Source organism: Acinetobacter sp. AOR14_HL (assembly GCF_027855175.1).
Classification (GTDB): Bacteria; Pseudomonadota; Gammaproteobacteria; order Pseudomonadales; family Moraxellaceae; genus Acinetobacter; species Acinetobacter calcoaceticus.
Window position 1 is genome coordinate 175,407 of sequence record NZ_JAKTII010000006.1, and the last position, 19,772, is coordinate 195,178.

Annotated in this window: 15 protein-coding genes; 9 read left to right on the forward strand and 6 right to left on the reverse strand. The window is 39.4% G+C overall.

Features of this window, described 5'->3' with window-relative positions; translation table 11 throughout:
- Nucleotides 1-172 precede the first annotated feature (172 nt).
- Nucleotides 173-1,435 carry a C4-dicarboxylate transporter DctA gene (gene dctA, locus MKL38_RS07745; protein WP_270902975.1) on the forward strand — a complete coding sequence of 421 codons (1,263 nt, stop codon included), beginning with the start codon at nucleotides 173-175 and terminating at the stop codon, nucleotides 1,433-1,435.
- Between the two features lie 43 nt (nucleotides 1,436-1,478).
- Here the strand turns inward: dctA and MKL38_RS07750 are convergent, their stop codons facing one another.
- Nucleotides 1,479-2,477: a CobW family GTP-binding protein gene (locus MKL38_RS07750; protein WP_270902976.1), complete on the reverse strand. Its 999-nt coding sequence runs from the start codon at nucleotides 2,475-2,477 to the stop codon at nucleotides 1,479-1,481.
- A 497-nt stretch (nucleotides 2,478-2,974) separates the two neighbouring features.
- On the opposite strand from MKL38_RS07750, the gene MKL38_RS07755 reads away from it, so the two are divergent.
- A complete protein-coding gene (locus tag MKL38_RS07755; RefSeq protein ID WP_005042359.1) occupies nucleotides 2,975-3,175 on the forward strand; it encodes a hypothetical protein in 201 nt (66 codons plus the stop codon).
- A 114-nt stretch (nucleotides 3,176-3,289) separates the two neighbouring features.
- On the opposite strand, the gene MKL38_RS07760 is transcribed toward MKL38_RS07755, so the two are convergent.
- The 4 genes from MKL38_RS07760 to MKL38_RS07775 all read right to left on the reverse strand — a co-directional run bounded on the left by MKL38_RS07760 (nucleotide 3,290) and on the right by MKL38_RS07775 (nucleotide 8,495).
- Nucleotides 3,290-3,805 (reverse strand): acyl-CoA thioesterase, encoded by a 516-nt coding sequence (locus MKL38_RS07760; RefSeq protein WP_003653152.1) that lies wholly within the window; start codon nucleotides 3,803-3,805, stop codon nucleotides 3,290-3,292.
- A 252-nt stretch (nucleotides 3,806-4,057) separates the two neighbouring features.
- Entirely contained in the window at nucleotides 4,058-4,672 is a 615-nt protein-coding gene (locus tag MKL38_RS07765; protein ID WP_003653161.1) for a MarC family protein, read from the reverse strand.
- Between the two features lie 11 nt (nucleotides 4,673-4,683).
- Nucleotides 4,684-6,750, reverse strand: coding sequence for a choline transporter (locus MKL38_RS07770; protein ID WP_270902977.1), 2,067 nt, complete (start codon nucleotides 6,748-6,750; stop codon nucleotides 4,684-4,686).
- Between the two features lie 122 nt (nucleotides 6,751-6,872).
- Entirely contained in the window at nucleotides 6,873-8,495 is a 1,623-nt protein-coding gene (locus tag MKL38_RS07775) for a BCCT family transporter (RefSeq protein WP_270902978.1), read from the reverse strand.
- A 265-nt stretch (nucleotides 8,496-8,760) separates the two neighbouring features.
- Here MKL38_RS07775 and betI point away from each other — a divergent pair, with 265 nt between their 5' ends.
- The 7 genes from betI (at nucleotide 8,761) to MKL38_RS07810 (ending at nucleotide 17,750) form a co-directional block, all read left to right on the forward strand.
- Entirely contained in the window at nucleotides 8,761-9,384 is a 624-nt protein-coding gene (gene betI, locus MKL38_RS07780; RefSeq protein WP_017388703.1) for a transcriptional regulator BetI, read from the forward strand.
- Nucleotides 9,377-10,849: a betaine-aldehyde dehydrogenase gene (betB, locus tag MKL38_RS07785; protein WP_270902979.1), complete on the forward strand. Its 1,473-nt coding sequence runs from the start codon at nucleotides 9,377-9,379 to the stop codon at nucleotides 10,847-10,849. The genes betI and betB overlap by 8 nt, the downstream gene beginning before the upstream one ends.
- Nucleotides 10,850-10,944: 95 nt before the next feature.
- Nucleotides 10,945-12,603 (forward strand): choline dehydrogenase, encoded by a 1,659-nt coding sequence (gene betA / locus MKL38_RS07790; RefSeq protein WP_270902980.1) that lies wholly within the window; start codon nucleotides 10,945-10,947, stop codon nucleotides 12,601-12,603.
- A 509-nt stretch (nucleotides 12,604-13,112) separates the two neighbouring features.
- Entirely contained in the window at nucleotides 13,113-14,753 is a 1,641-nt protein-coding gene (gene mqo, locus MKL38_RS07795) for a malate dehydrogenase (quinone) (RefSeq protein ID WP_004641704.1), read from the forward strand.
- A gap of 91 nt (nucleotides 14,754-14,844) precedes the next feature.
- Nucleotides 14,845-15,315: a hypothetical protein gene (locus tag MKL38_RS07800; protein ID WP_270902981.1), complete on the forward strand. Its 471-nt coding sequence runs from the start codon at nucleotides 14,845-14,847 to the stop codon at nucleotides 15,313-15,315.
- Between the two features lie 216 nt (nucleotides 15,316-15,531).
- Nucleotides 15,532-16,410: a homocysteine S-methyltransferase family protein gene (locus MKL38_RS07805; RefSeq protein WP_005042379.1), complete on the forward strand. Its 879-nt coding sequence runs from the start codon at nucleotides 15,532-15,534 to the stop codon at nucleotides 16,408-16,410.
- A gap of 5 nt (nucleotides 16,411-16,415) precedes the next feature.
- A complete protein-coding gene (locus MKL38_RS07810) occupies nucleotides 16,416-17,750 on the forward strand; it encodes a basic amino acid/polyamine antiporter (protein WP_080026460.1) in 1,335 nt (444 codons plus the stop codon).
- Between the two features lie 55 nt (nucleotides 17,751-17,805).
- Here MKL38_RS07810 and MKL38_RS07815 read toward each other — a convergent pair whose 3' ends face one another.
- Entirely contained in the window at nucleotides 17,806-19,719 is a 1,914-nt protein-coding gene (locus MKL38_RS07815; protein ID WP_270902982.1) for an esterase/lipase family protein, read from the reverse strand.
- Between the last annotated feature and the right edge of the window lie 53 nt (nucleotides 19,720-19,772).

A 19,772-nucleotide genomic window follows, 5' to 3' on the forward strand; every position in this document is an offset into this window, starting at 1 on the left:
AAATTTGGCGCTAAGGATACTCGATTTTAGCTAAAAATTATAAAAAAACTGAGTAATGTAAAACATCGCGATGGTGAAATTTGCATATTCTTCCAAAACGCTCCACTTATTTTAGAGTTGGCTGGCTTTTTGCTTAAAAGAGATATTCTCCTCTTCCGAAAATTGATGACTTATGTGGCAAAAGCTCAAGCGTAGTTTATTTTTACAGGTTCTTTGTGCTCTCTTTCTTGGTGTTGCAGTTGGAGCTGGTTTTCATGATTTCTCCCTATCTTTAAAGCCATTGGGTGATGGTTTTATTTCTTTAATTAAGATGCTGATTGCACCAATTGTGTTTTGTGTGGTTGTGCTGGGAATCTATGGTGCAAATGACATCAAAAAAATGGGCAAAGTCGGTGCAAAAACCATTCTCTATTTTGAAGTGGTCACCAGTATTGCTTTAGTTTTAGGCATTATTGTGGCCTATGTATTTAAACCTGGCGTTGGCATGAACATCGATATCAGCCATTTAGATGCAAAAGATTTAAGCACCTATACCGAACGTGCACATGAAATGCACACAGGTTCGGAATTTCTGCTCAATATTATTCCAAAAACATTCACGGCTGCCTTTGCAAACGGCGATATTTTACAAGTTTTACTCATCGCTATTTTATTTGGTGTAGCACTACTTTTAATTCCTAAACATTTGGCAGAGCTGGTACGTCAGGCTTTGGAAGCTTTTTCTGAAGTCTTCTTTAAAATTATGGGACTGATTATTCGTTTAGCGCCTATTGGTGTGTTCGGATCAGTGGCCTATACCACTGCCAAGTTTGGTTTAGATTCACTTCTACAATTGGGTTATTTAGTTTTACTGTTTTATGCAACGTGCATTTTATTTGTTGTTATTGTTTTAGGTTCAATTTTAAAACTTGCCGGTCTCAACATCTTCAAATTTGTAGCTTATTTTAAAGATGAGTTAGCCATTGTTTTGGGTACAGCCTCTTCTGACTCTGTCTTACCCCAAATCATGAAAAAACTCAGAAATCTGGGAATTAAGGATTCAACCGTTGGTCTCGTCATCCCTACTGGTTATTCTTTTAACTTAGATGGCTTTTCAATTTACTTAACTTTAGCTGTTATTTTTATTGCACAAGCCTGCAATATTGATTTATCTATGCACGACTTGTTGGCTATTTTATTAGTTTCACTCATTACTTCTAAAGGTGCACACGGTATTCCCGGTTCAGCTTTAGTTATTCTTGCAGCCACCCTTTCAGTTATTCCAAGCCTCCCTGCGATTGGTCTAGTACTTCTACTTTCAGTCGACTGGTTCATTGGCATTATTCGTGCCTGCACCAACTTGATTGGTAACTGTGTTGCGGCCGTAGTCATTGCGCATTGGGAAAAAGATATTGACCATGCTCAAGCTAAAGCCGTGCTAAATACCAAACCTTAAATCCGTTCTAGAGAACATTGAATCATCTTTTTCTCAATGTTCTCTAGTCTTCAATTCGGCAATTCAATAAATCAGTTTCAAATGCCAACCAATCGTGTTCATGTTGGCTAATCATTTCAATCCGGTTATCAATGCCCTCTTCGCCAGACTTATAATTAAATTGCTGCGGATTAAAGTTAAAGGTTTTCCAACCTTGATCCGTATTAAAAATTCCCTTAATTCGCAACCAGTCTTTTTGTGCACATAACACATCGAGCAAAGCATAAAACTCAAACTTCCAGCGTTTAGGCAATTTCCAACCCGCGACAATATAACCTTGTGCCGACTCGACATAATGATAAGGTAACTGCTGAATTTCTTTCACGACCTCAGTTTCAGTCATTTGTTTTTGAAGTTTAAGTAAAGGTTGAATAGAGCGTTCGGTTAAACGAGCAGCCACATCAATTTTATTTAACGCTAACTGACCATGTTCAGTTTTAATCCACTCTTGTTGATAAGGCTGATATTCTTCTTTTAATAACTCAAGTGCCTGATCATCTTCAAAAGTCATCACATCAGTATGTGACACCACCACAGTCTGAGCAGCTTTTAACTGATCTTCATAAAGGTTTTGTTTAACCCAATTGGTATCGTGTAAACGGCTACCATCTATAACTGTGACTAATGCTCGCATGGCTAAACTACTTTGCCAATGCGGTTCAGTCAGTTGATCAAATAACTGCGAAGGATGCCCAAGACCAGTCGGTTCAATAAATAGTCGGTCTGGTTTTTGTTCACTCAATAGACGGGCTAAAGCAATATGCATAGGCAATTGACTGCTACAACATAAGCAACCACCTAATAATTCTTTGACTGCATATCCTTCATCTTGAGGTAAGAGTTGTTGATCTACTCCAATCTGCCCAAACTCATTCATTAATACAGCCCAGACCTCATCTTTAGGTTTCTGACTTAATAAATGCTGCAATAACGTGGTTTTCCCCGCCCCTAAAAAACCGGAAATAATATGGGTAGGAACAGTTTTTTGGGCAATAAATTTCACGAGTCACTCAAATTGGAACGATCTAAAACATTTTAGGTATATCACTCTTTTTTGTCATGTAAATGATTTTTAAAGTTGGCCGATGATTTTTTAATTTTTACTTAACAAACCAATAATGAGACTTACATCTCATTTAAAATCTAAATTAACTTTAGATAACTACAATTCAAACGGAATATTCTATTTATACGCATTCACAATTCATGCCAGAGTGTTAGGTTTACGTAACACAATTGGTTTTTTTTCACTCAATAAGAAATATTTTTACACATTTTAAGGTGTAATTAAGCCCTTTAATTTTACAGATTCCGCACATAAATGGTCCATATATTTCATATTGTTAAGATAGGCGTAATAGATTGTTAAGTTAATTGATGTAATCCAAACCTCGGCTTAGCATGTGTCCTAGCTTAGTCATTCATCCATACACGTTTCATGTGTAGGTATGAACGATTAGGTTTGATTTACTTTTTTAATGAATTTAAGGATGCCATAAAATGAAATTAGCTAAGACTCTACTTGCAACAACTTTAGCTTTAACTGCAGTATCAACTTTCGCTGCTTCTAAACATGAACAAGCACACAGCACTGCTGGTGAAGAGAAAGTTGTTGTTTCAACTCAAGAACAAGCAAACACAGCAAACGCTGCATCTGATGCTGTAGGTTCTGCTTCTGAAGCTGCTCCTGCAGCTCGTTAATTCTCTCAGCACTCTCCTCCAAGCTCAGAGATAATTTTACTGAAATGAAAAATGGATGCTGAATTTCAGTAAAGAAGAAAAGGATCGAACCATGCTGCGGTTCGATCCTTTTTTTTAAGAAGATTTCTTATACATACTACAAGATGGGTTGTGATTTTCTTGTAGACGTAAAACCTTACGGTGCTCGGCTGCTTCAAAGCGGCAACGTTTCCACTCAGTATTTAGATTTAATTGAGGCACTTCACATGGCTTGCTCTGTTCATCAACAGCAACCATGGTGAAATAACAGCTATTGGTATGACGCACTGTACGCTTCTGGATATTTTGGGCTTCAACACGTATTCCCACTTCCATTGAAGTACGGCCTACATGGTTAACACTTGCCAAGAAGGTTACCAGCTCACCCACATAAATAGGTTCTTTAAAATTCACCTTATCTACAGATAACGTCACTACGTAGCCACCCGAATAACGACTCGCACAAGCGTAAGCGACTTGGTCTAGTAGTTTTAGAATCGTACCACCATGAACATTACCTGAAAAATTTGCCATATCAGGCGTCATCAAAACTGACATCGTCAATTCAGACTGATCATCAGTTGCTGTGGTTATTTCATCTAATGTAGGCATAGCTCAACTCTGTGTCTTAAAACAAGCTCAGTCAACATTATGGTTGATAATTCACAAAAAAAACATGATTAAATCCACAACATGGCATTGTATTTTTTAATATCTCTGATTGTTTTTTAAAATCTAATTTTTTAAAGCATTATTTTTAAAGTTATTTTTTATAGCTGCATCATTTATTTTAAAGTTTTATAGAACATGCTATGCCATTTTATTCCACGCTTAATGGCATAGCAGGGTCTTACAGATCATTCACTATACTTTAGTAATAACGCCTGTCACACCATTAATAATCATATCAATGGCGATCGTTCCAATTAATAAAGCAGATAAACGTCCCACAATGTCGAAATAACGGTCGATATGCTTGGCATGTTTATAGCGTAAATGATCATGTGAAAATTTCATCAAAATCAAAATACTACAAGTTAAAAACAAGGTGAAGGCAATCACTAGGGCTGCCTCACCAATTGACATTTCAATACCTGTAACCACAGCGGCACTAATAGTTCCGGGGCCAATCATAAATGGCATTGCAATGGTGCCAGCCAGATGTTCTGGCGCTCCACGCATTTCACCAATCGTATCGGCACCCTGAAAAACATAGCGATAGCCAATGACCAAAAAGATAAGGCCTCCAAAAATCTGGAAGGCTTCAAAACGTACATTCAGATATTTACTAAAAATTGTTTCGCCGCCCCATGCAAATAGCATGAACACGACAAAAGCAATCAAGCTTCCCTGAATCAGTGCTTTATTAAACACCTTTGTTTCTGAATGGCGGATTAGGCCAATCATATAAATGCTCATTAAAAATGGATTGAGCAAAGAGAAAAATAAAGCAAAAGAATGTAGATAAGGAGAAGCCATGCATTGTCCTCTTAAGCTTGTGGATCTGGGAACAACGGTCGGTTCCCTGGGCTAATACGATTAATATGTAAGAACGTCATATGTCTTTCATATTTATCTAAAATGTCATTAATAACCTGTTCCTTACCGTAACCAACGAGGTCATTATCTTGAGAACCATCATAAAGATAGGTTTCAAGTCGGTAATAGAACTGTTTACCCCGTTTCACACGTTGACTGAAATTCGGTGCGCTATAGCGTACAGGCCAGATCTGGTAAACGAAGTTTTGTTCTTCTTCCAAATGAATTGTGAAGTCGAGATGGTAAAGCGTGTCTTCATCTTCGAGTAGCGTTTGCTGCACATCCACGTTCATTCCCTGCTTAATAAGTTCATCAGCAACGGCCTGAACAGCCGGTCGACAAACTGTATCCAACATGCGCAGAGTGTCAGTGGTTCCCGGATGATGCATCACTCGAGTTAAACGCTGTTTCCAATTCAAAATATCAACGTTACCAACCACTGGAGCTGCATTCATGCTACGGCTAGCCTGCCTGTAATCTTCAAGCCTTAAGGACTTATAAAGTCCGGCCATGACAAGGAACATCACGAAACTAAACGGCAATCCCATAATGATGGTTGCGTTTTGCAAAGCGGTAATCCCGTTGGTCATCAGCATCGCTAACGTAAGTAAACCAATGGCAATAGCCCAGAACACACTCAACCAACGCGGAGCATCATTATCAATATGAGTTAACTTGGTGGTGAAGTTCCCTAGAACCAGCGCTCCCGAATCAGCAGATGTCACATAGAACAAAAGCCCTGTTACGGTGGCAATTGAAGCAATAAACGTAAAGCCTGGATATTGTGCTAACAAATCATAAAAACCATGAGCCGGATTCGCCAACACAGTAGCAGCTAAGGTTTGGTTCCCTTCAAAAATAACGCTGTGCAACGCACTATTACCAAAAATAGATAGCCACGTGATCGTAAATAAAAGCGGGATAATTAAAGTACCAGACACAAACTCACGAATGGTACGCCCTCTTGAGATACGCGCCAGAAAAAGTCCTACAAATGGAGACCACGCAATCCACCATGCCCAGAAGAACAAGGTCCAGCTACTCATCCACTCTTTAGGCTGTTCAAACGCAAAACTTTGTAAAGCCAAAGACGGAAAACGGCTTAAATAATCACCAACATTTTGAACAAGGGCATTGAGTAAAAACTCAGTATTTCCCAAAAATAAGATAAACAGTAAAAGGCCAATCGAAACATAAATATTGATTTCAGATAGAATCCGCAGGCCTTTATTAACGCCTGATGTCACCGAAATAATACTGATCCCAACTGCGATGGCAATCAGGGCAAACTGCATCCAGATATTCTCTGGTAACCCCAATAACACATGTAGCCCATAATTTAGCTGTACCACCCCAATCCCGCAGGTCGTTGCAATACCAAAAATTGTCCCGATAACGGCAGCCGTATCAACACTATGCCCGATTACACCATTAATTCTTTGACCAAAAATTGGGTAGAGTGCAGAGCGAATAGTAAGCGGCAGATTATAACGATAGCTAAAATATCCCAATGACATACCAATCAAGGCATACATACACCAACCAGTTAAACCATAGTGGAACAATGTCCAGACCATACTTTGGCGTGCGGCTTCATAAGTCTGAGCTGCACCTACTGGCGGTTGCATATAATGAGATAAAGGCTCAGCAACCGAGAAGAACATTAAATCGATACCAATACCAGCCGAAAACAGCATGGCAGACCAACTGAGTAAACTAAACTCAGGTTTTGAATGCTTAGGTCCTAGCTTAATATTGCCATATCTTGAACAGGCAATAAAAATCACAAACGCCATGTAAAGTGTTGCGGCAAGCAAGTAATACCAACCAAAAGTTGAGGTTACCCACTGAAGTACGGTGTTCATGATTCGGTTTGAAAAATCGTTGAACAAAAACGTGACGAGAGAAAAAATTAAAATAAGTACAGCTGAAAAATAAAAAACCACACGGTTGAGCGGGTCTTTTTTAGATTTAGATAATGTTAAATCATCAACTGCTCTTGGATTATCTGTTGCCATACAATCCTCAAGGAATAAAAATAAAAACAAAATATTTAATTTCGTCTTTTCACTCTTATTTAAAACAATGAAAAGACGACTTTAAACGCAAAAAAATAATATATAGATGTGATCGGTTGAGGTTATAAAACCTCAGTCACTTTATTCTGGTCACAATTCGACGGAACCGAAATGTCTTTTGAAACAGCTAACTGTTTTTTCACTAATTGAGGGTCAAAATCATCTTGCTTTAACGCTTTGGCTAAACCAAACATATAGAGCAAAATAATGACTGAAAATGGTAAACCACATAACACCACAGCACTTTGCATGGAGGTAAAACTACCGGCTAAAAGCAAGCCAATACTTACAATGGTAATTACCACAGACCAAAAGACGCGTAACCAGATCGGTGAATCACTATCATTGGTGCCCCCTTTTGAGGACAAATTAGCGATCATTAGTGTACCAGAGCCAACTGGTGTCAAAAATAAAACGAAACAAATTACAACAACAATGCCAGCAACATATGGATTAAACGGTAGATATTCGAGTAGCTTAAATAAAGATAATGCCGGATCAGTTAAGACCATATCACCCAAAACTTTCTGTTTTTGGTTCAAGATAAAGTAAATTGCCGTATTTCCAAAAACTGAGATCCAAGCCAGCGTAAAGCCTAATGGAATCAGGCATACACCCAGAATAACTTCTCGAATTGTACGTCCTTTTGAAATACGGGCAATAAACATCCCTACAAAAGGTGCCCAAGCAATCCACCATGCCCAATAAAATACTGTCCACGAACCTAACCAACCACTTGCCTTCTGGTTGTATAAATACATATCAAAGCTTTTACCAATAAAATTGCTTAGATAATCACCCGTATTTTGCACAAGACCATTTAATAAATGATTTGTAGGACCTGTTAAAAATACAAATAAAAGTAAGGCATAGAGCAGACGTAAATTAATACGAGATAACCATGCCAGACCTTTTTCGATGCCGACCACTGTCGTAATCGTGGCAACAAACATCATAACCAGAACAGCAGTAATTAAGGTCACAGAGTTATCAGGAATTTGGGGAAGTAAATAGCAAATACCAGATACGAGTACCAAAGCACCAATTCCTAAATTGGTGACCAAGGAAATAACCGTTGCTAAAATTCCAAAACCATCAACAAAATCTCCCACCAAGCCATGAACACGCTCTCCAAAAATTGGATAAAGCGCTGAACGTAATGCTAAGGGCAAGTCTTGTCTAAAAGCGAAATAACCTAGAGTGACTCCAAGCAATGCATAGAGTACCCAGCCATGAATCCCCCAATGCAAGAAGCTATAGGTCATGGCATTTCGGGCAGCTTGAATGGTTCCGGCCTCACCTTCTGGTGGTCTCAAGAAGTGATCAACAGGTTCGGCAACACCATAGTAAAGTAAGGCAATACCAATACCTGCCGAGAACAACATTGAAGTCCATGCCAAATAAGTAAACTCAGGTTTATCGTCGTCTTTTCCTAGGGGAATCTGCCCCACTTTTGAAAAAGCTAGCCAAGCGACAAAGCCCAAGCACAGCACAATAACCAACATGTAATACCACCCAAAAAAGTGATTTACCTGCTCTTGTACATAGGTCAGCCAAAACTGACTTTTTTCTGGAAACAGCACAAAAAGTAGGCCAAAAATGCCAATACTGATGGCCGAACTCCAAAATACAAAACGATTTAACCGAATATGGTCTGAAGAATATTTATCACTTTTCAACACCATCTTATTGCTCCTTGCAATCGGTGTATTTTCTCAAAATAACGTGATAAGTAATGTACTTATGCGCATCATCATATCCTTAAGAATCTTTGATTTTACCTCTTTATTCCTAGAGGCAATCTTCAAAAATTCATTGATTTTTACATATGATACTTGTTATTGATTGAACGTTCAATCAATAACAAGTATGATAAAAAAAGTGCTATGATGCTCTGCAAGTTAACATGCTGAATTTAAAGCACCATTAAAAGTGCTGATGTGGAAAAACATGACAAAACGCAGAGTAAAACCAGAGCACGTGCGACGTGAAGAAATTATGAATGCCGCACTCGACGTAATTTATGAAGTGGGGTTATCCAATACCACCATTGCACAAATTGCAAAAAAAGCCGAGTTGTCGACCGGCATTGTCAGCCATTATTTTGGCGACAAACAAGGGTTGATCAATACCTGTATGCAAGAAATGCTGAATGTTCTGCGTCATAAAACTGAACAGTACAGAGCAGAAGCAGATTCGCATCCAGAGAGCCAGATTAAGGCGATTATCGACTCTAACTTTGACATTAGTCAGGTAAATGAAAAAGCAATGCGGGTCTGGTTAGACTTTTGGTCAGCGAGTATGCATGTACCAGACTTAAGCCGTTTGCAAAAGATTAATGATCAACGCCTATATTCCAACTTGAAGTTTTATTTTCTCAAGTTAATGGATGAACAGCAGGCAAGTGTTGCCGCTAGAGGGTTGGCAGCATTGATTGATGGATTATGGTTACGAGGCAGTTTAAGCCGTCATAACGAATTTGACAGCAACCTTGCTCGTTCCATTGCTTACGATTATGTACAAACGCAAGTTCAATTTGCGAACAAGCCTTTGCAGGAGAGACAAAATGAGTGATGCACAAGTTCATCAACTGTATATCCATGGACGCTACGTTAAAGCAACCAGTGGAAAAACATTTAATAGTATTAACCCTGCCAACGGCGAGACAATCGCGATTCTTCAACAAGCTTCTGAACAAGATATTGAAGCTGCTGTACAAAGTGCCCAACAAGGACAAAAAATCTGGGCTGCCATGACAGCCATGGAGCGTTCACGTATTTTACGTCGCGCAGTCGACATTTTGCGTGATCGTAATGATGAACTTGCCCGTCTTGAAACACTCGACACTGGTAAAGCCTACAGTGAAACATCTACAGTCGACATTGTGACTGGTGCAGATGTACTCGAATATTATGCAGGACTTGCAACAGCCATTCAGGGTGAACAAGTTCCGCTTCGCGAATCAAGTTTCTTTTATACACGCCGTGAACCTTTAGGCGTGGTTGCAGGTATTGGTGCCTGGAACTATCCAATTCAAATCGCTTTATGGAAATCTGCCCCTGCCCTTGCTGCCGGCAATGCCATGATTTTCAAACCTAGTGAAACCACTCCTCTTACTGCATTTAAACTTGCAGAAATCTATACAGAAGCTGGCTTACCAGACGGCGTATTCAACGTAGTTCAAGGGCCAGGCCATGAAATTGGTCAGTGGTTAACTGAACATCCAGTAATTGAGAAAATCTCATTTACAGGTGGTGTTGAAACTGGCAAAAAAGTCATGGCAAGTGCTGCTGGCTCTACACTTAAAGAAGTGACCATGGAACTTGGTGGTAAATCGCCACTGATTATTTGTGAAGATGCCGACCTTAACCGTGCAGCTGATATTGCTGTCATGGCGAACTTCTTTAGTTCAGGCCAAGTTTGTACCAATGGTACGCGTGTATTTGTTCCAAAATCTCTTTTAGCCGATTTTGAAAAAGCTGTTGTAGAGCGTGTAAAACGTATTCGTATTGGTGACCCAATGGCTGAAGAAACCAACTTCGGGCCACTCACCAGCTTCCCTCATATGGAAAAAGTGTTGTCTTTCATTGAGTCAGGTAAACAACAAGGCGCTAAAGTCTTAATTGGTGGTGGACGTGCAACAGAAGGTGACCTTGCTAAAGGCGCTTATGTACTACCGACAGTATTTAGCGACTGTAATGACCAAATGGCAATTGTTCAAGAAGAAATTTTTGGACCAGTCATGAGCATCTTAAGCTACGAGACTGAAGAAGAAGTGATTCGTCGTGCTAACGACACCACCTTTGGTTTAGCTGCCGGCGTGGTCACTCAAGACATTAGCCGCGCTCATCGCATTATTCACCAAATTGAAGCTGGTATTTGCTGGATTAATACTTGGGGCGAGTCGCCTGCAGAGATGCCAGTGGGTGGCTACAAGCAATCTGGCGTGGGCCGTGAAAATGGCCTAACCACGCTTGGACACTATACCCGTATCAAATCTATTCAAGTTGAACTTGGCGATTATCAAAGCATTTTTTAATGCATCAATTGCCTTAAACACGTCAACCTAAATCACATATGCAGAGCAATCTTTATAGATTGCTCAGGCAAACTGTTAGTAAAAAAAGGATAGTTATGAATATTAAAGAATATGATTACATTATCATTGGCGCAGGATCTGCCGGAAATGTACTTGCTGCACGTCTTACTGAAGACAAAGATACCACCGTTTTATTATTAGAAGCTGGTGGACCAGATTATCGTTTGGATTTTCGTACCCAAATGCCGGCAGCTTTGGCCTACCCTCTTCAAGGTCGTCGCTATAACTGGGCTTATTTAACCGACCCAGAACCGCACATGAACAACCGTCGTATGGAATGTGGTCGTGGTAAAGGTTTAGGTGGCTCATCTTTAATTAATGGTATGTGCTATATCCGTGGTAATGCAATGGATTTAGAACAATGGGCAACCCATAAAGGCTTAGAAAACTGGTCTTATGCCGATTGTTTGCCATACTACAGAAAAGCCGAAACTCGTGACATTGGTGAAAACGACTACCATGGCGGCAATGGCCCTGTGTCAGTTGCAACACCAAAAAATGGCAACAATGTATTGTTCCATGCCATGGTTGAAGCTGGCGTACAAGCAGGTTACCCGCGTACCGATGACTTAAATGGTTACCAGCAAGAAGGTTTTGGTCCAATGGACCGCACGGTAACGCCTAAAGGTCGCCGTTCAAGTACCGCACGTGGTTATCTGGATATGGCAAAAGGCCGTCTTAACCTCACCATTTTGACTCATGCAACGACCAATAAAATCTTGTTTAATCAAAAACAAGCCGTGGGGGTTGAATACATCATTGGTGCTGATCAAAACAACTTGCAACGCGCCTTAGTTAAACGTGAAGTCTTACTGTGTGCAGGTGCAATTGCTTCACCACAAATTTTACAGCGCTCTGGTGTGGGTGAAAGTACTTTCTTAAAATCAATGGACATTGATGTTGTTCATGATTTGCCGGGCGTAGGTGAAAACCTGCAAGACCATTTAGAAATGTACCTACAATATAAATGTAAGCAGCCTGTTTCTTTATACCCTGCCTTGAAATGGTATAACCAACCTGCCATTGGTGCTGAGTGGTTATTTAATGGAACAGGTATTGGCGCAAGTAACCAGTTTGAAGCAGGCGGATTTATCCGTAGTTCAGATGAGTTCAAATGGCCAAACATTCAGTACCATTTCTTGCCAGTTGCTATTAACTACAATGGTAGTAATGCAGTGAAAGAGCATGGTTTTCAGGCACACGTTGGTTCAATGCGCTCGCCTTCACGTGGCCGTATTAGACTGAAATCAAAAGATCCGTTTGAGCATCCAAGTATCTTGTTTAACTATATGTCGAGTGAACAAGACTGGCGTGAGTTCCGTGATGCGATTCGTATCACCCGAGAAATCATGCAGCAACCTGCTCTTGATCCATATCGTGGTGAAGAAATTAGTCCGGGCAAACATTTGCAAACAGATGCAGAGCTTGACGACTTTGTTCGTAACCATGCAGAAACAGCTTATCATCCATCTTGTAGCTGTAAGATGGGTGAAGATGAAATGGCTGTCGTGGATGGTCAAGGCCGAGTCCATGGTATGCAAAGCTTACGTGTGGTTGATGCCTCGATCATGCCGCTTATTATTACCGGTAACTTAAATGCAACCACCATTATGATTGCCGAGAAAATTGCAGACCAAATTCGTGGACGTGAAGCACTACCACGTTCAACTGCACCTTTCTATGTAGCCTCGTAAAATCTTAAAGGGTATATTTCTTATGCAGAAATATACCCTTAATTTAATATTTATAATCCAAGCATTAATAAGAACGATGTATGACAGAAAATAAGCTCTTCAAAAAAAGCTGTTTTACATCAATATGGCATGAAACAAAAAATCATCTATCTTTATATACGTATATTCTTCAAATGATTTAACTTTAATCAAATAAAATTTATTAATTATATTTCAAATAGTTAATTAAAAATAATTATTGAAAATTATCTTATTAAAGCTCAAATTGATCAAATATAAATCATATTTATGATATTGATGAAACCCATTTATTATAAAAATTGTCTTGTCAATGCAAAATTAGTCTAAAATATAGAGTGTTTGCGATAATCCCAAGTAATTTTATTTTTTTATAAGTTCTCTGATTTTGAGAATTTACTTCGCATTTATATCCATTTTGTCTGGATACGCTGTCTAGGTTTCCTCACACCTTAAGTGACTCAAATAACTTATTTTAAGGTCCCCCTTACATGAAAAAGTTTTTGAAATACCTTCTGGTATTAATCATTCTTATTTTAATTGCAGGTATCGTTTTCTTGTTTAGACCGACGACGTCAAAACAAGTTCAAACTGCAAAAGATGAGCCAGTTGTTGATGCCGTTCTTGTTGGCGGCGGCATCATGAGTGCCACTCTCGGTACTTATTTCACTGAGCTTGAACCAAACTGGCAAATTCGTATGTATGAACGTCTTGACCAAGTTGCTCAAGAAAGTTCAAACGGCTTTAACAATGCCGGAACAGGCCACTCTGGCTTTATGGAAATGAACTATACCGAAGAGAAAAACGGTAAGATGGAAATTGTCAAAGCTGAAAAAGTTGCTTCTCAATTTGAAGTTGCTAAACAGTTTTGGTCATATCAGGTAAAACAAGGCGTTTTAGCTGAACCTAAATCATTCATTAACCCTGTTCCGCACATTGCTTTCGTTTGGGGCGATAACGTTCAATTCTTAGAAAAACGTTATGCTGCAATGATTCAAAGCCCGTTGTTCAAAGGTATGAAATTTACTGAAGACCCAGCTGTTATTAAACAATGGGCACCTTTAGTAATGAACGATCGTGACCCTAGTCAAAAAGTTGCAGCGACCCGTATGGATGTTGGCTCTGACGTAAACTATGGTTCTATCACTAAACAATTAGTGAATCGTTTAGACCAAAACCCTAATTTCAAATTACAGACTTCAACCGAAGTAACTGGCATCAGCCAAAATGATGACAAAACTTGGACTGTGTCTTTCAAAAATTTGAAAACTGGTAAAGTAGATCACGTTAAAACTCGTTTTGTATTTATTGGTGCAGGTGGTGCAGCAGTTAAATTATTGCAACTTACTGGTTTACCAGAAGCGAAACAATATGCTGGCTTCCCTGTCGGTGGTGAGTTCTTAATTACGGACAACCCAAAAATTACTGCAGAACACACAGCAAAAGTTTATGGCCGTGCTGAATTAGGTGCGCCTCCAATGTCTGTGCCACATATTGATACGCGTTATATCGACGGTAAAAAATATGTATTGTTTGGACCATTTGCTACGTATTCAAACAAGTTCCTGAAAAACGGTTCTCAGCTTGATTTACTTGCATCTACTAACAAAAACAACGTTTTACCAATGACTACTGTTGGCTTGGAAAATCTTGATCTTGTTAAATACTTGGTTAGCCAAGTGATGATGTCAGATGAAGACCGTCTAAATGAACTTCGTAAGTACTACCCAGATGCGAAAGCTGAAGACTGGCGTTTAAGCCAAGGTGGTCAACGTGTTCAGATCATTAAAAAAGAACCGGGTAAACCAGCTACACTTCAATTCGGTACAGAAATCTTTGCGTCTAAAGATGGTGCTGTAACTGCATTGTTAGGTGCGTCTCCGGGTGCTTCGACTTCTCCATACATCATGCTTAACTTGCTTGAAAAAGCTTTCCCAGAGCAAACTGAAGGTAAATGGAATCAGAAGCTTCATGAAATTGTTGTTTCTTATAAACAAGACCTAAGCAAAGATCCTGTATTACTCGACAAAGTTCGTCAGTACACAAGTTCTACACTTGGCTTGAACTATACATCTCCGTTCAAAGCGGCAAACGATGAAACTGCTGCTGCCCCTGTTGCAAAAGCAAACTAAGTTTGATGATGTATAAGTAAAATTCCAAAAGGATGAATTTCGATTCGTCCTTTTGTTTTTTAAGACCTCAGTTGAGATATTTAGATTAGCTATGACGCCTTTAAACTCATCATCCCGCCTCTTTTCATTTTGTTTTAAGCTCGTGCTTGTTGTACTACTGGCTTATCTATTGGTAAGCGGTTTTTATATGTGGATGATTGGCGGCACAGCTATTTATGTAAGTTCAGCCGTGTTACTTGCCATCACTGCTTATACATTTAAGCTCGGCAAATATCAAAAACTATTTTCAATTTTAAATCTACTAATCAGTACTGTCTCAGTCTACTTCAGTACCACTCATTTATTTTTCTCTCCTATTCAATTCTTTATATTTTTACCTGCTCTGTTTTTTTTGTCATTGGCGTTTACTCACTTAAAAAAAATTCGAAGCCTATATAAAGCTTTAATATTAATCAGCTTATTGATTTGGTCTGGCATACATTTCAGTCAACTTGAGCAACTTAAGGCCTATTATAAAACTCAGCACACTGGAGAAAGTTGGCAACAATATGGCGCACTTTAAGCTTGTTTTTTAGTCTATAGCTGTATATAAATAAGTCTTCTTTTTCACATGAAGTTCATCAGTAAAACTGAACATCATATACAGAATTCCTTTTAAGAAAAAATATTCATAACAATCTAATTTATTTAGAAATATATCGAGCATATTAGCGATTGAATACGCCCCTTCTACGCGCTAGATTACTTAAATATTTTTTCTCCCTTTATGTTGTAATTTATGAAAATTTTAGATGGCGGTTTAGGCCGTGAATTGGCTCGTCGTGGCGCTCCATTTCGTCAACCAGAGTGGTCTGCGCTCGCACTCATTGAAGCGCCTGAAACAGTAAAAGAAGTACATCTCGATTTTATTAACGCTGGTTCAGAAGTGATTACCACTAATAACTACGCTGTCGTACCCTTTCACATCGGGCAAGAACGCTTTGAAACTGATGGTGTTCGTTTAATTCAAGTTGCCATCGAACAAGCAAAAAATGCAGTTAAAGAAAGCGGGAAAAATGTCAAAATTGCAGGCTGCTTACCGCCTTTATTTGGTTCTTACCGTGCAGACCTTTTTCAAGCTGAGCAGGCTAAAGACCTTGCTGAACCAATCATTAATACATTGGCACCAGAGGTGGATTTCTGGTTGGCAGAAACTCAATCGTGCTTAAAAGAAGTCGAAACAGTTCATGCCTTATTACCAAAAGATGGTAAGGACTATTGGGTATCGTTTACGCTTCAAGACGAAATTACACAAGAACAAGCCTTACTCCGCTCAGGCGAAAACATGCAACAAGTGGCTGATTTTATAAAACAGTCAAATGCAAAAGCGGTTTTGTTTAACTGCTGCCAGCCTGAAGTAATCTTGCAAGCCATTAATGAAATTAAAGGACTTATTCCAGAGTCTGTACAAATTGGTGCCTATGCCAATGCTTTCCCGCCTCAAGATAGCAGCGCAACTGCCAACGATGGACTTGATGAAGTTCGTAAAGATCTTGATGCTCCTGCTTATCTTGGTTTTGCCAAGCAGTGGCAGCAAGCAGGTGCAAGTTTAGTAGGCGGTTGCTGTGGTATTGGTCCAGAACACATTGCTGAACTCTCTCAATTTTTTAAAGAATAAATACCATGTCTGCTGCCAAAATTGGATTGTTGTCTCTTACAGCGCTGGTCTTTAGTTCTATGGTGGGGTCAGGCGTATTTAGCCTACCCCAAAATATGGCTCAGGTTGCCAACGGCTCTGCCCTTCTTATTGCATGGCTCATTACCGGAGTCGGCATTATTTTCTTAGCGCTCACGTTATTACATTTAACTCGCCAACGACCAGATCTAGACGGTGGTATTTATAACTATGCGCGTGAAGGTTTTGGTGACCTGATTGGGTTTTGCTCCGCTTGGGGCTATTGGTTGTGTACCACCATTGGTATTGTCGGTTATGTCGTGATTGCATTTTCGGGCGTTGGCATGTTTACCGACAGCAAAGACCATATTATTTTTGGTGAAGGTAATACGCTCTATTCACTGATTGGCTCAAGCATTTTTGTATGGCTTGTACACTGGTTAGTGAGTCGAGGCATTAAAGAAGCGGCAATTGTGAATTTACTGGCGACCATCGCCAAAATCATTCCAATGGTGGTTTTCATCTTCTTTACCTTTATTGCCTTTAAGTTTGATTTATTCAAACTCAACTTAAATGACTTCTCTTTAAAAGTTCCACTTTGGCAGCAAGTGAAAGACCTGATGCTAATTACCCTTTGGGTATTTACCGGTATTGAAGGTGCTGTGGTTTTATCATCGCGTGCAAAAAACCGTTATGATATTGGTAAAGCGACCATTTTGGGTGTGTTACTGGCATTAAGTTTTTACGTGATGGTCACAGTATTGGCCTATGGCGTGGTGAGTCGTGAAGCGCTTGCTGGTATGCATAACCCATCAATGGCAACCATTTTGCAGCAGCTCATAGGCTTGCCAGGCACTATCGTTATTACCATTGGGCTTATTATTTCAGTTGCTTCGTCTTATTTAAGCTGGACTTTATTTGCAACTGAAATTCCATATTTGGCTGCAAAAAATGGCGCATTCCCGAAATTATTTTTAAAGAATAATCAAAATAATGTACCCATTTCATCGCTTTGGCTCACCACTCTGGTCGTGCAAGGCGCATTGATTGCCGTATATTTTTTCAATAAAAACTATACCCAGCTTTTATTGATTTCATCGGTAATGATTTTACTGCCTTATTTTCTGGTGTCTGCTTTTTATCTTAAAGAATCAATTCGCCACAAACGTACCCCACATATTGCCATTGCAAGCGTCGCTTCAATTTATGCACTTTGGTTGCTCTATGCAGCAGGATTAGATTTATTACTCCTGTCTGTAGTCTTGTATTTAGTCGGCTTGGTTATTTTTTCAATCAGCTATTTTGAGCACAAAAAATCGCTCAAACAAAACCAGCTAAATTAATCATTTCAACCACTGTTGGCCCATTTCAGCAGTGGTTGTCTAAAAAACAAAAATTCTATTTTGAAGGCTGTGACTGCTTAAGGTGCAACCGTAAAATACGGCGTAATTCTAAAATCGCTTCTGGGCTGGTTTGAATTGAATGCCCACCTTTAATAATCAGTTCCGATTGCTCACCACCTAAATGTGAACTTTGATACGGCACAATTCCATCGCTGCTTTTTAACTTATCTGCCGTACCATTAATATTGCCCATAATCGAGTGATAGACCACTTGTGGCGATGGCTGAATGGCTTGTGTGAGCTGCATAAAGTTGGAAGAACGACTTAAATTACTCGCGCCATTTTCAATTAAACCTTTTCTGAGTTTCGTATTTTTCTCATCTCTCATTTCGACTGCAATAAAGAAATCGGCGGGCAAACGAATAACACGGCGGGCAATTTGGGTAAACCATCGGTCAGCGTAATCTGTACCATGATGTGGCGCCGAAACAAAAACAACCCGCTTAAAATAAGGCAAAGCTTTGAACTGAAAACGCTCTCGAATCACTGGATTTTCTTTTAAACGATTTAACTGTGCTTCATTCATTTTTTGCATGGCTAAATCGGAAACATCAGCATCGCTTACTAATAAACGGCTAATCACTCCGCCCATACTATGCCCAACCAACACTGCATCGTGCGCAGCATAGCTGTCTTTAGCAATGTTTTGAAAAGCTTGATTCAGCAATGAATAAATCTGAAAACGACTTTCAAAAATGGGCATATTGGTAGAATAAAACACCTGCCAAACTTGATAGTTTTGTCTTAACTCGGCATCGCCCATAATATCATTGGTCAAACTTACCCACGCCTCTGGACTACTTGCCAAGCCATGAACAAACACAATGATTTTCTTATTGGGGTTAAAAGGTTCCAGCATATATAAATGCGGCATGATTAAATTGGATTCTTTATTAATTAAAGACCAATACCCTGCTGCACCTAAATTATATTTCGATAGCCAAAGTCCATAAGGCGCCGAATAATTGGCGGTAAGTGGATAGTCCACACCTTCAACCTTTACGCGGCTTTGTCGATATGGATCGAACATCGCAATTTCTAACTCTGCTCCAGCAATCACCTGATCGGCTGTAGCCTTTTGTTTTGGGTAAGCAATGGCAGTGACTGGAAAAAAGCGTGGTAAATGTATGTTCGGATTATTCTGATGAGCATAAAAAGCATCGGGATCTAAAATAAAGCCATGATTTACATCATTTTCTTTACGCCCGACAATAAACTCTGCCCCTAAACCATCCTTACGGTTAACGGTATTAAAACCAGAAAAGTTCATGTTATAGCTGGAGCGAAAGGTATCGACCTCAATCTTTTGTACATCTACGGCATGGTCAAAATTGACATGATATTGATGGCCATCTGCTTTCAGCAGAGGTGGAAAACGATGCGTATTTAAATGATTAAAATACGTGGTCATTAACTTCGACAAAGCGACGTTATAAAAAATACGTACCTGATTTTGGCGATGGTCAAATACCCGATCAAACGGAGACTCTTCAGAGTCAAATAAATAAACGTAACTATAGCGCAAGCTTTTATCGAACAAAGCTAACTCTTGCTCAATGCAACTATTACTTTTATTGATGGCATTACACTGGCTGCTACGCCCAACATCTAAAGCTTTTGCTAAATAAATTTCGCTCAGCGCAGCATAGCGTTCTTCTCGGCTGCTATTTTCGGACAAACTCTGAATTTTATTTAAACAATCATCAAAATTTTGCAGACAAGATTTTTCATCTTTTTTAACCAAATACAGTAAGTTTTGGGTTTGGTGACTTAAAGTGCCGTCGGTCAGAATACTTTCATTCTTACTTTTTAAGGCATTGCTTAAATTACTTTCTTTTAAATTAATGACCTGACAGCCACTGAGCAAAGCCATTATTGTTATCATTGAATAATGGTAAGACTTTGTCATTCTGCATTCCTTAATCGAATGTATTCCCCATCAGGTCATTATGCCTGTAAAGC

Bases quoted from the DNA above. Each gene is read 5' to 3' on its own strand.
- dctA (WP_270902975.1), top strand. From the start codon at position 173: ATGTGGCAAAAGCTCAAGCGTAGTTTATTTTTACAGGTTCTTTGTGCT.
- MKL38_RS07755 (WP_005042359.1), top strand. From the start codon at position 2,975: ATGAAATTAGCTAAGACTCTACTTGCAACAACTTTAGCTTTAACTGCA.
- MKL38_RS07760 (WP_003653152.1), bottom strand. From the start codon at position 3,805: ATGCCTACATTAGATGAAATAACCACAGCAACTGATGATCAGTCTGAA.
- MKL38_RS07765 (WP_003653161.1), bottom strand. From the start codon at position 4,672: ATGGCTTCTCCTTATCTACATTCTTTTGCTTTATTTTTCTCTTTGCTC.
- MKL38_RS07770 (WP_270902977.1), bottom strand. From the start codon at position 6,750: ATGGCAACAGATAATCCAAGAGCAGTTGATGATTTAACATTATCTAAA.
- MKL38_RS07775 (WP_270902978.1), bottom strand. From the start codon at position 8,495: ATGGTGTTGAAAAGTGATAAATATTCTTCAGACCATATTCGGTTAAAT.
- betI (WP_017388703.1), top strand. From the start codon at position 8,761: ATGACAAAACGCAGAGTAAAACCAGAGCACGTGCGACGTGAAGAAATT.
- betB (WP_270902979.1), top strand. From the start codon at position 9,377: ATGAGTGATGCACAAGTTCATCAACTGTATATCCATGGACGCTACGTT.
- betA (WP_270902980.1), top strand. From the start codon at position 10,945: ATGAATATTAAAGAATATGATTACATTATCATTGGCGCAGGATCTGCC.
- mqo (WP_004641704.1), top strand. From the start codon at position 13,113: ATGAAAAAGTTTTTGAAATACCTTCTGGTATTAATCATTCTTATTTTA.
- MKL38_RS07800 (WP_270902981.1), top strand. From the start codon at position 14,845: ATGACGCCTTTAAACTCATCATCCCGCCTCTTTTCATTTTGTTTTAAG.
- MKL38_RS07805 (WP_005042379.1), top strand. From the start codon at position 15,532: ATGAAAATTTTAGATGGCGGTTTAGGCCGTGAATTGGCTCGTCGTGGC.
- MKL38_RS07810 (WP_080026460.1), top strand. From the start codon at position 16,416: ATGTCTGCTGCCAAAATTGGATTGTTGTCTCTTACAGCGCTGGTCTTT.
- MKL38_RS07815 (WP_270902982.1), bottom strand. From the start codon at position 19,719: ATGACAAAGTCTTACCATTATTCAATGATAACAATAATGGCTTTGCTC.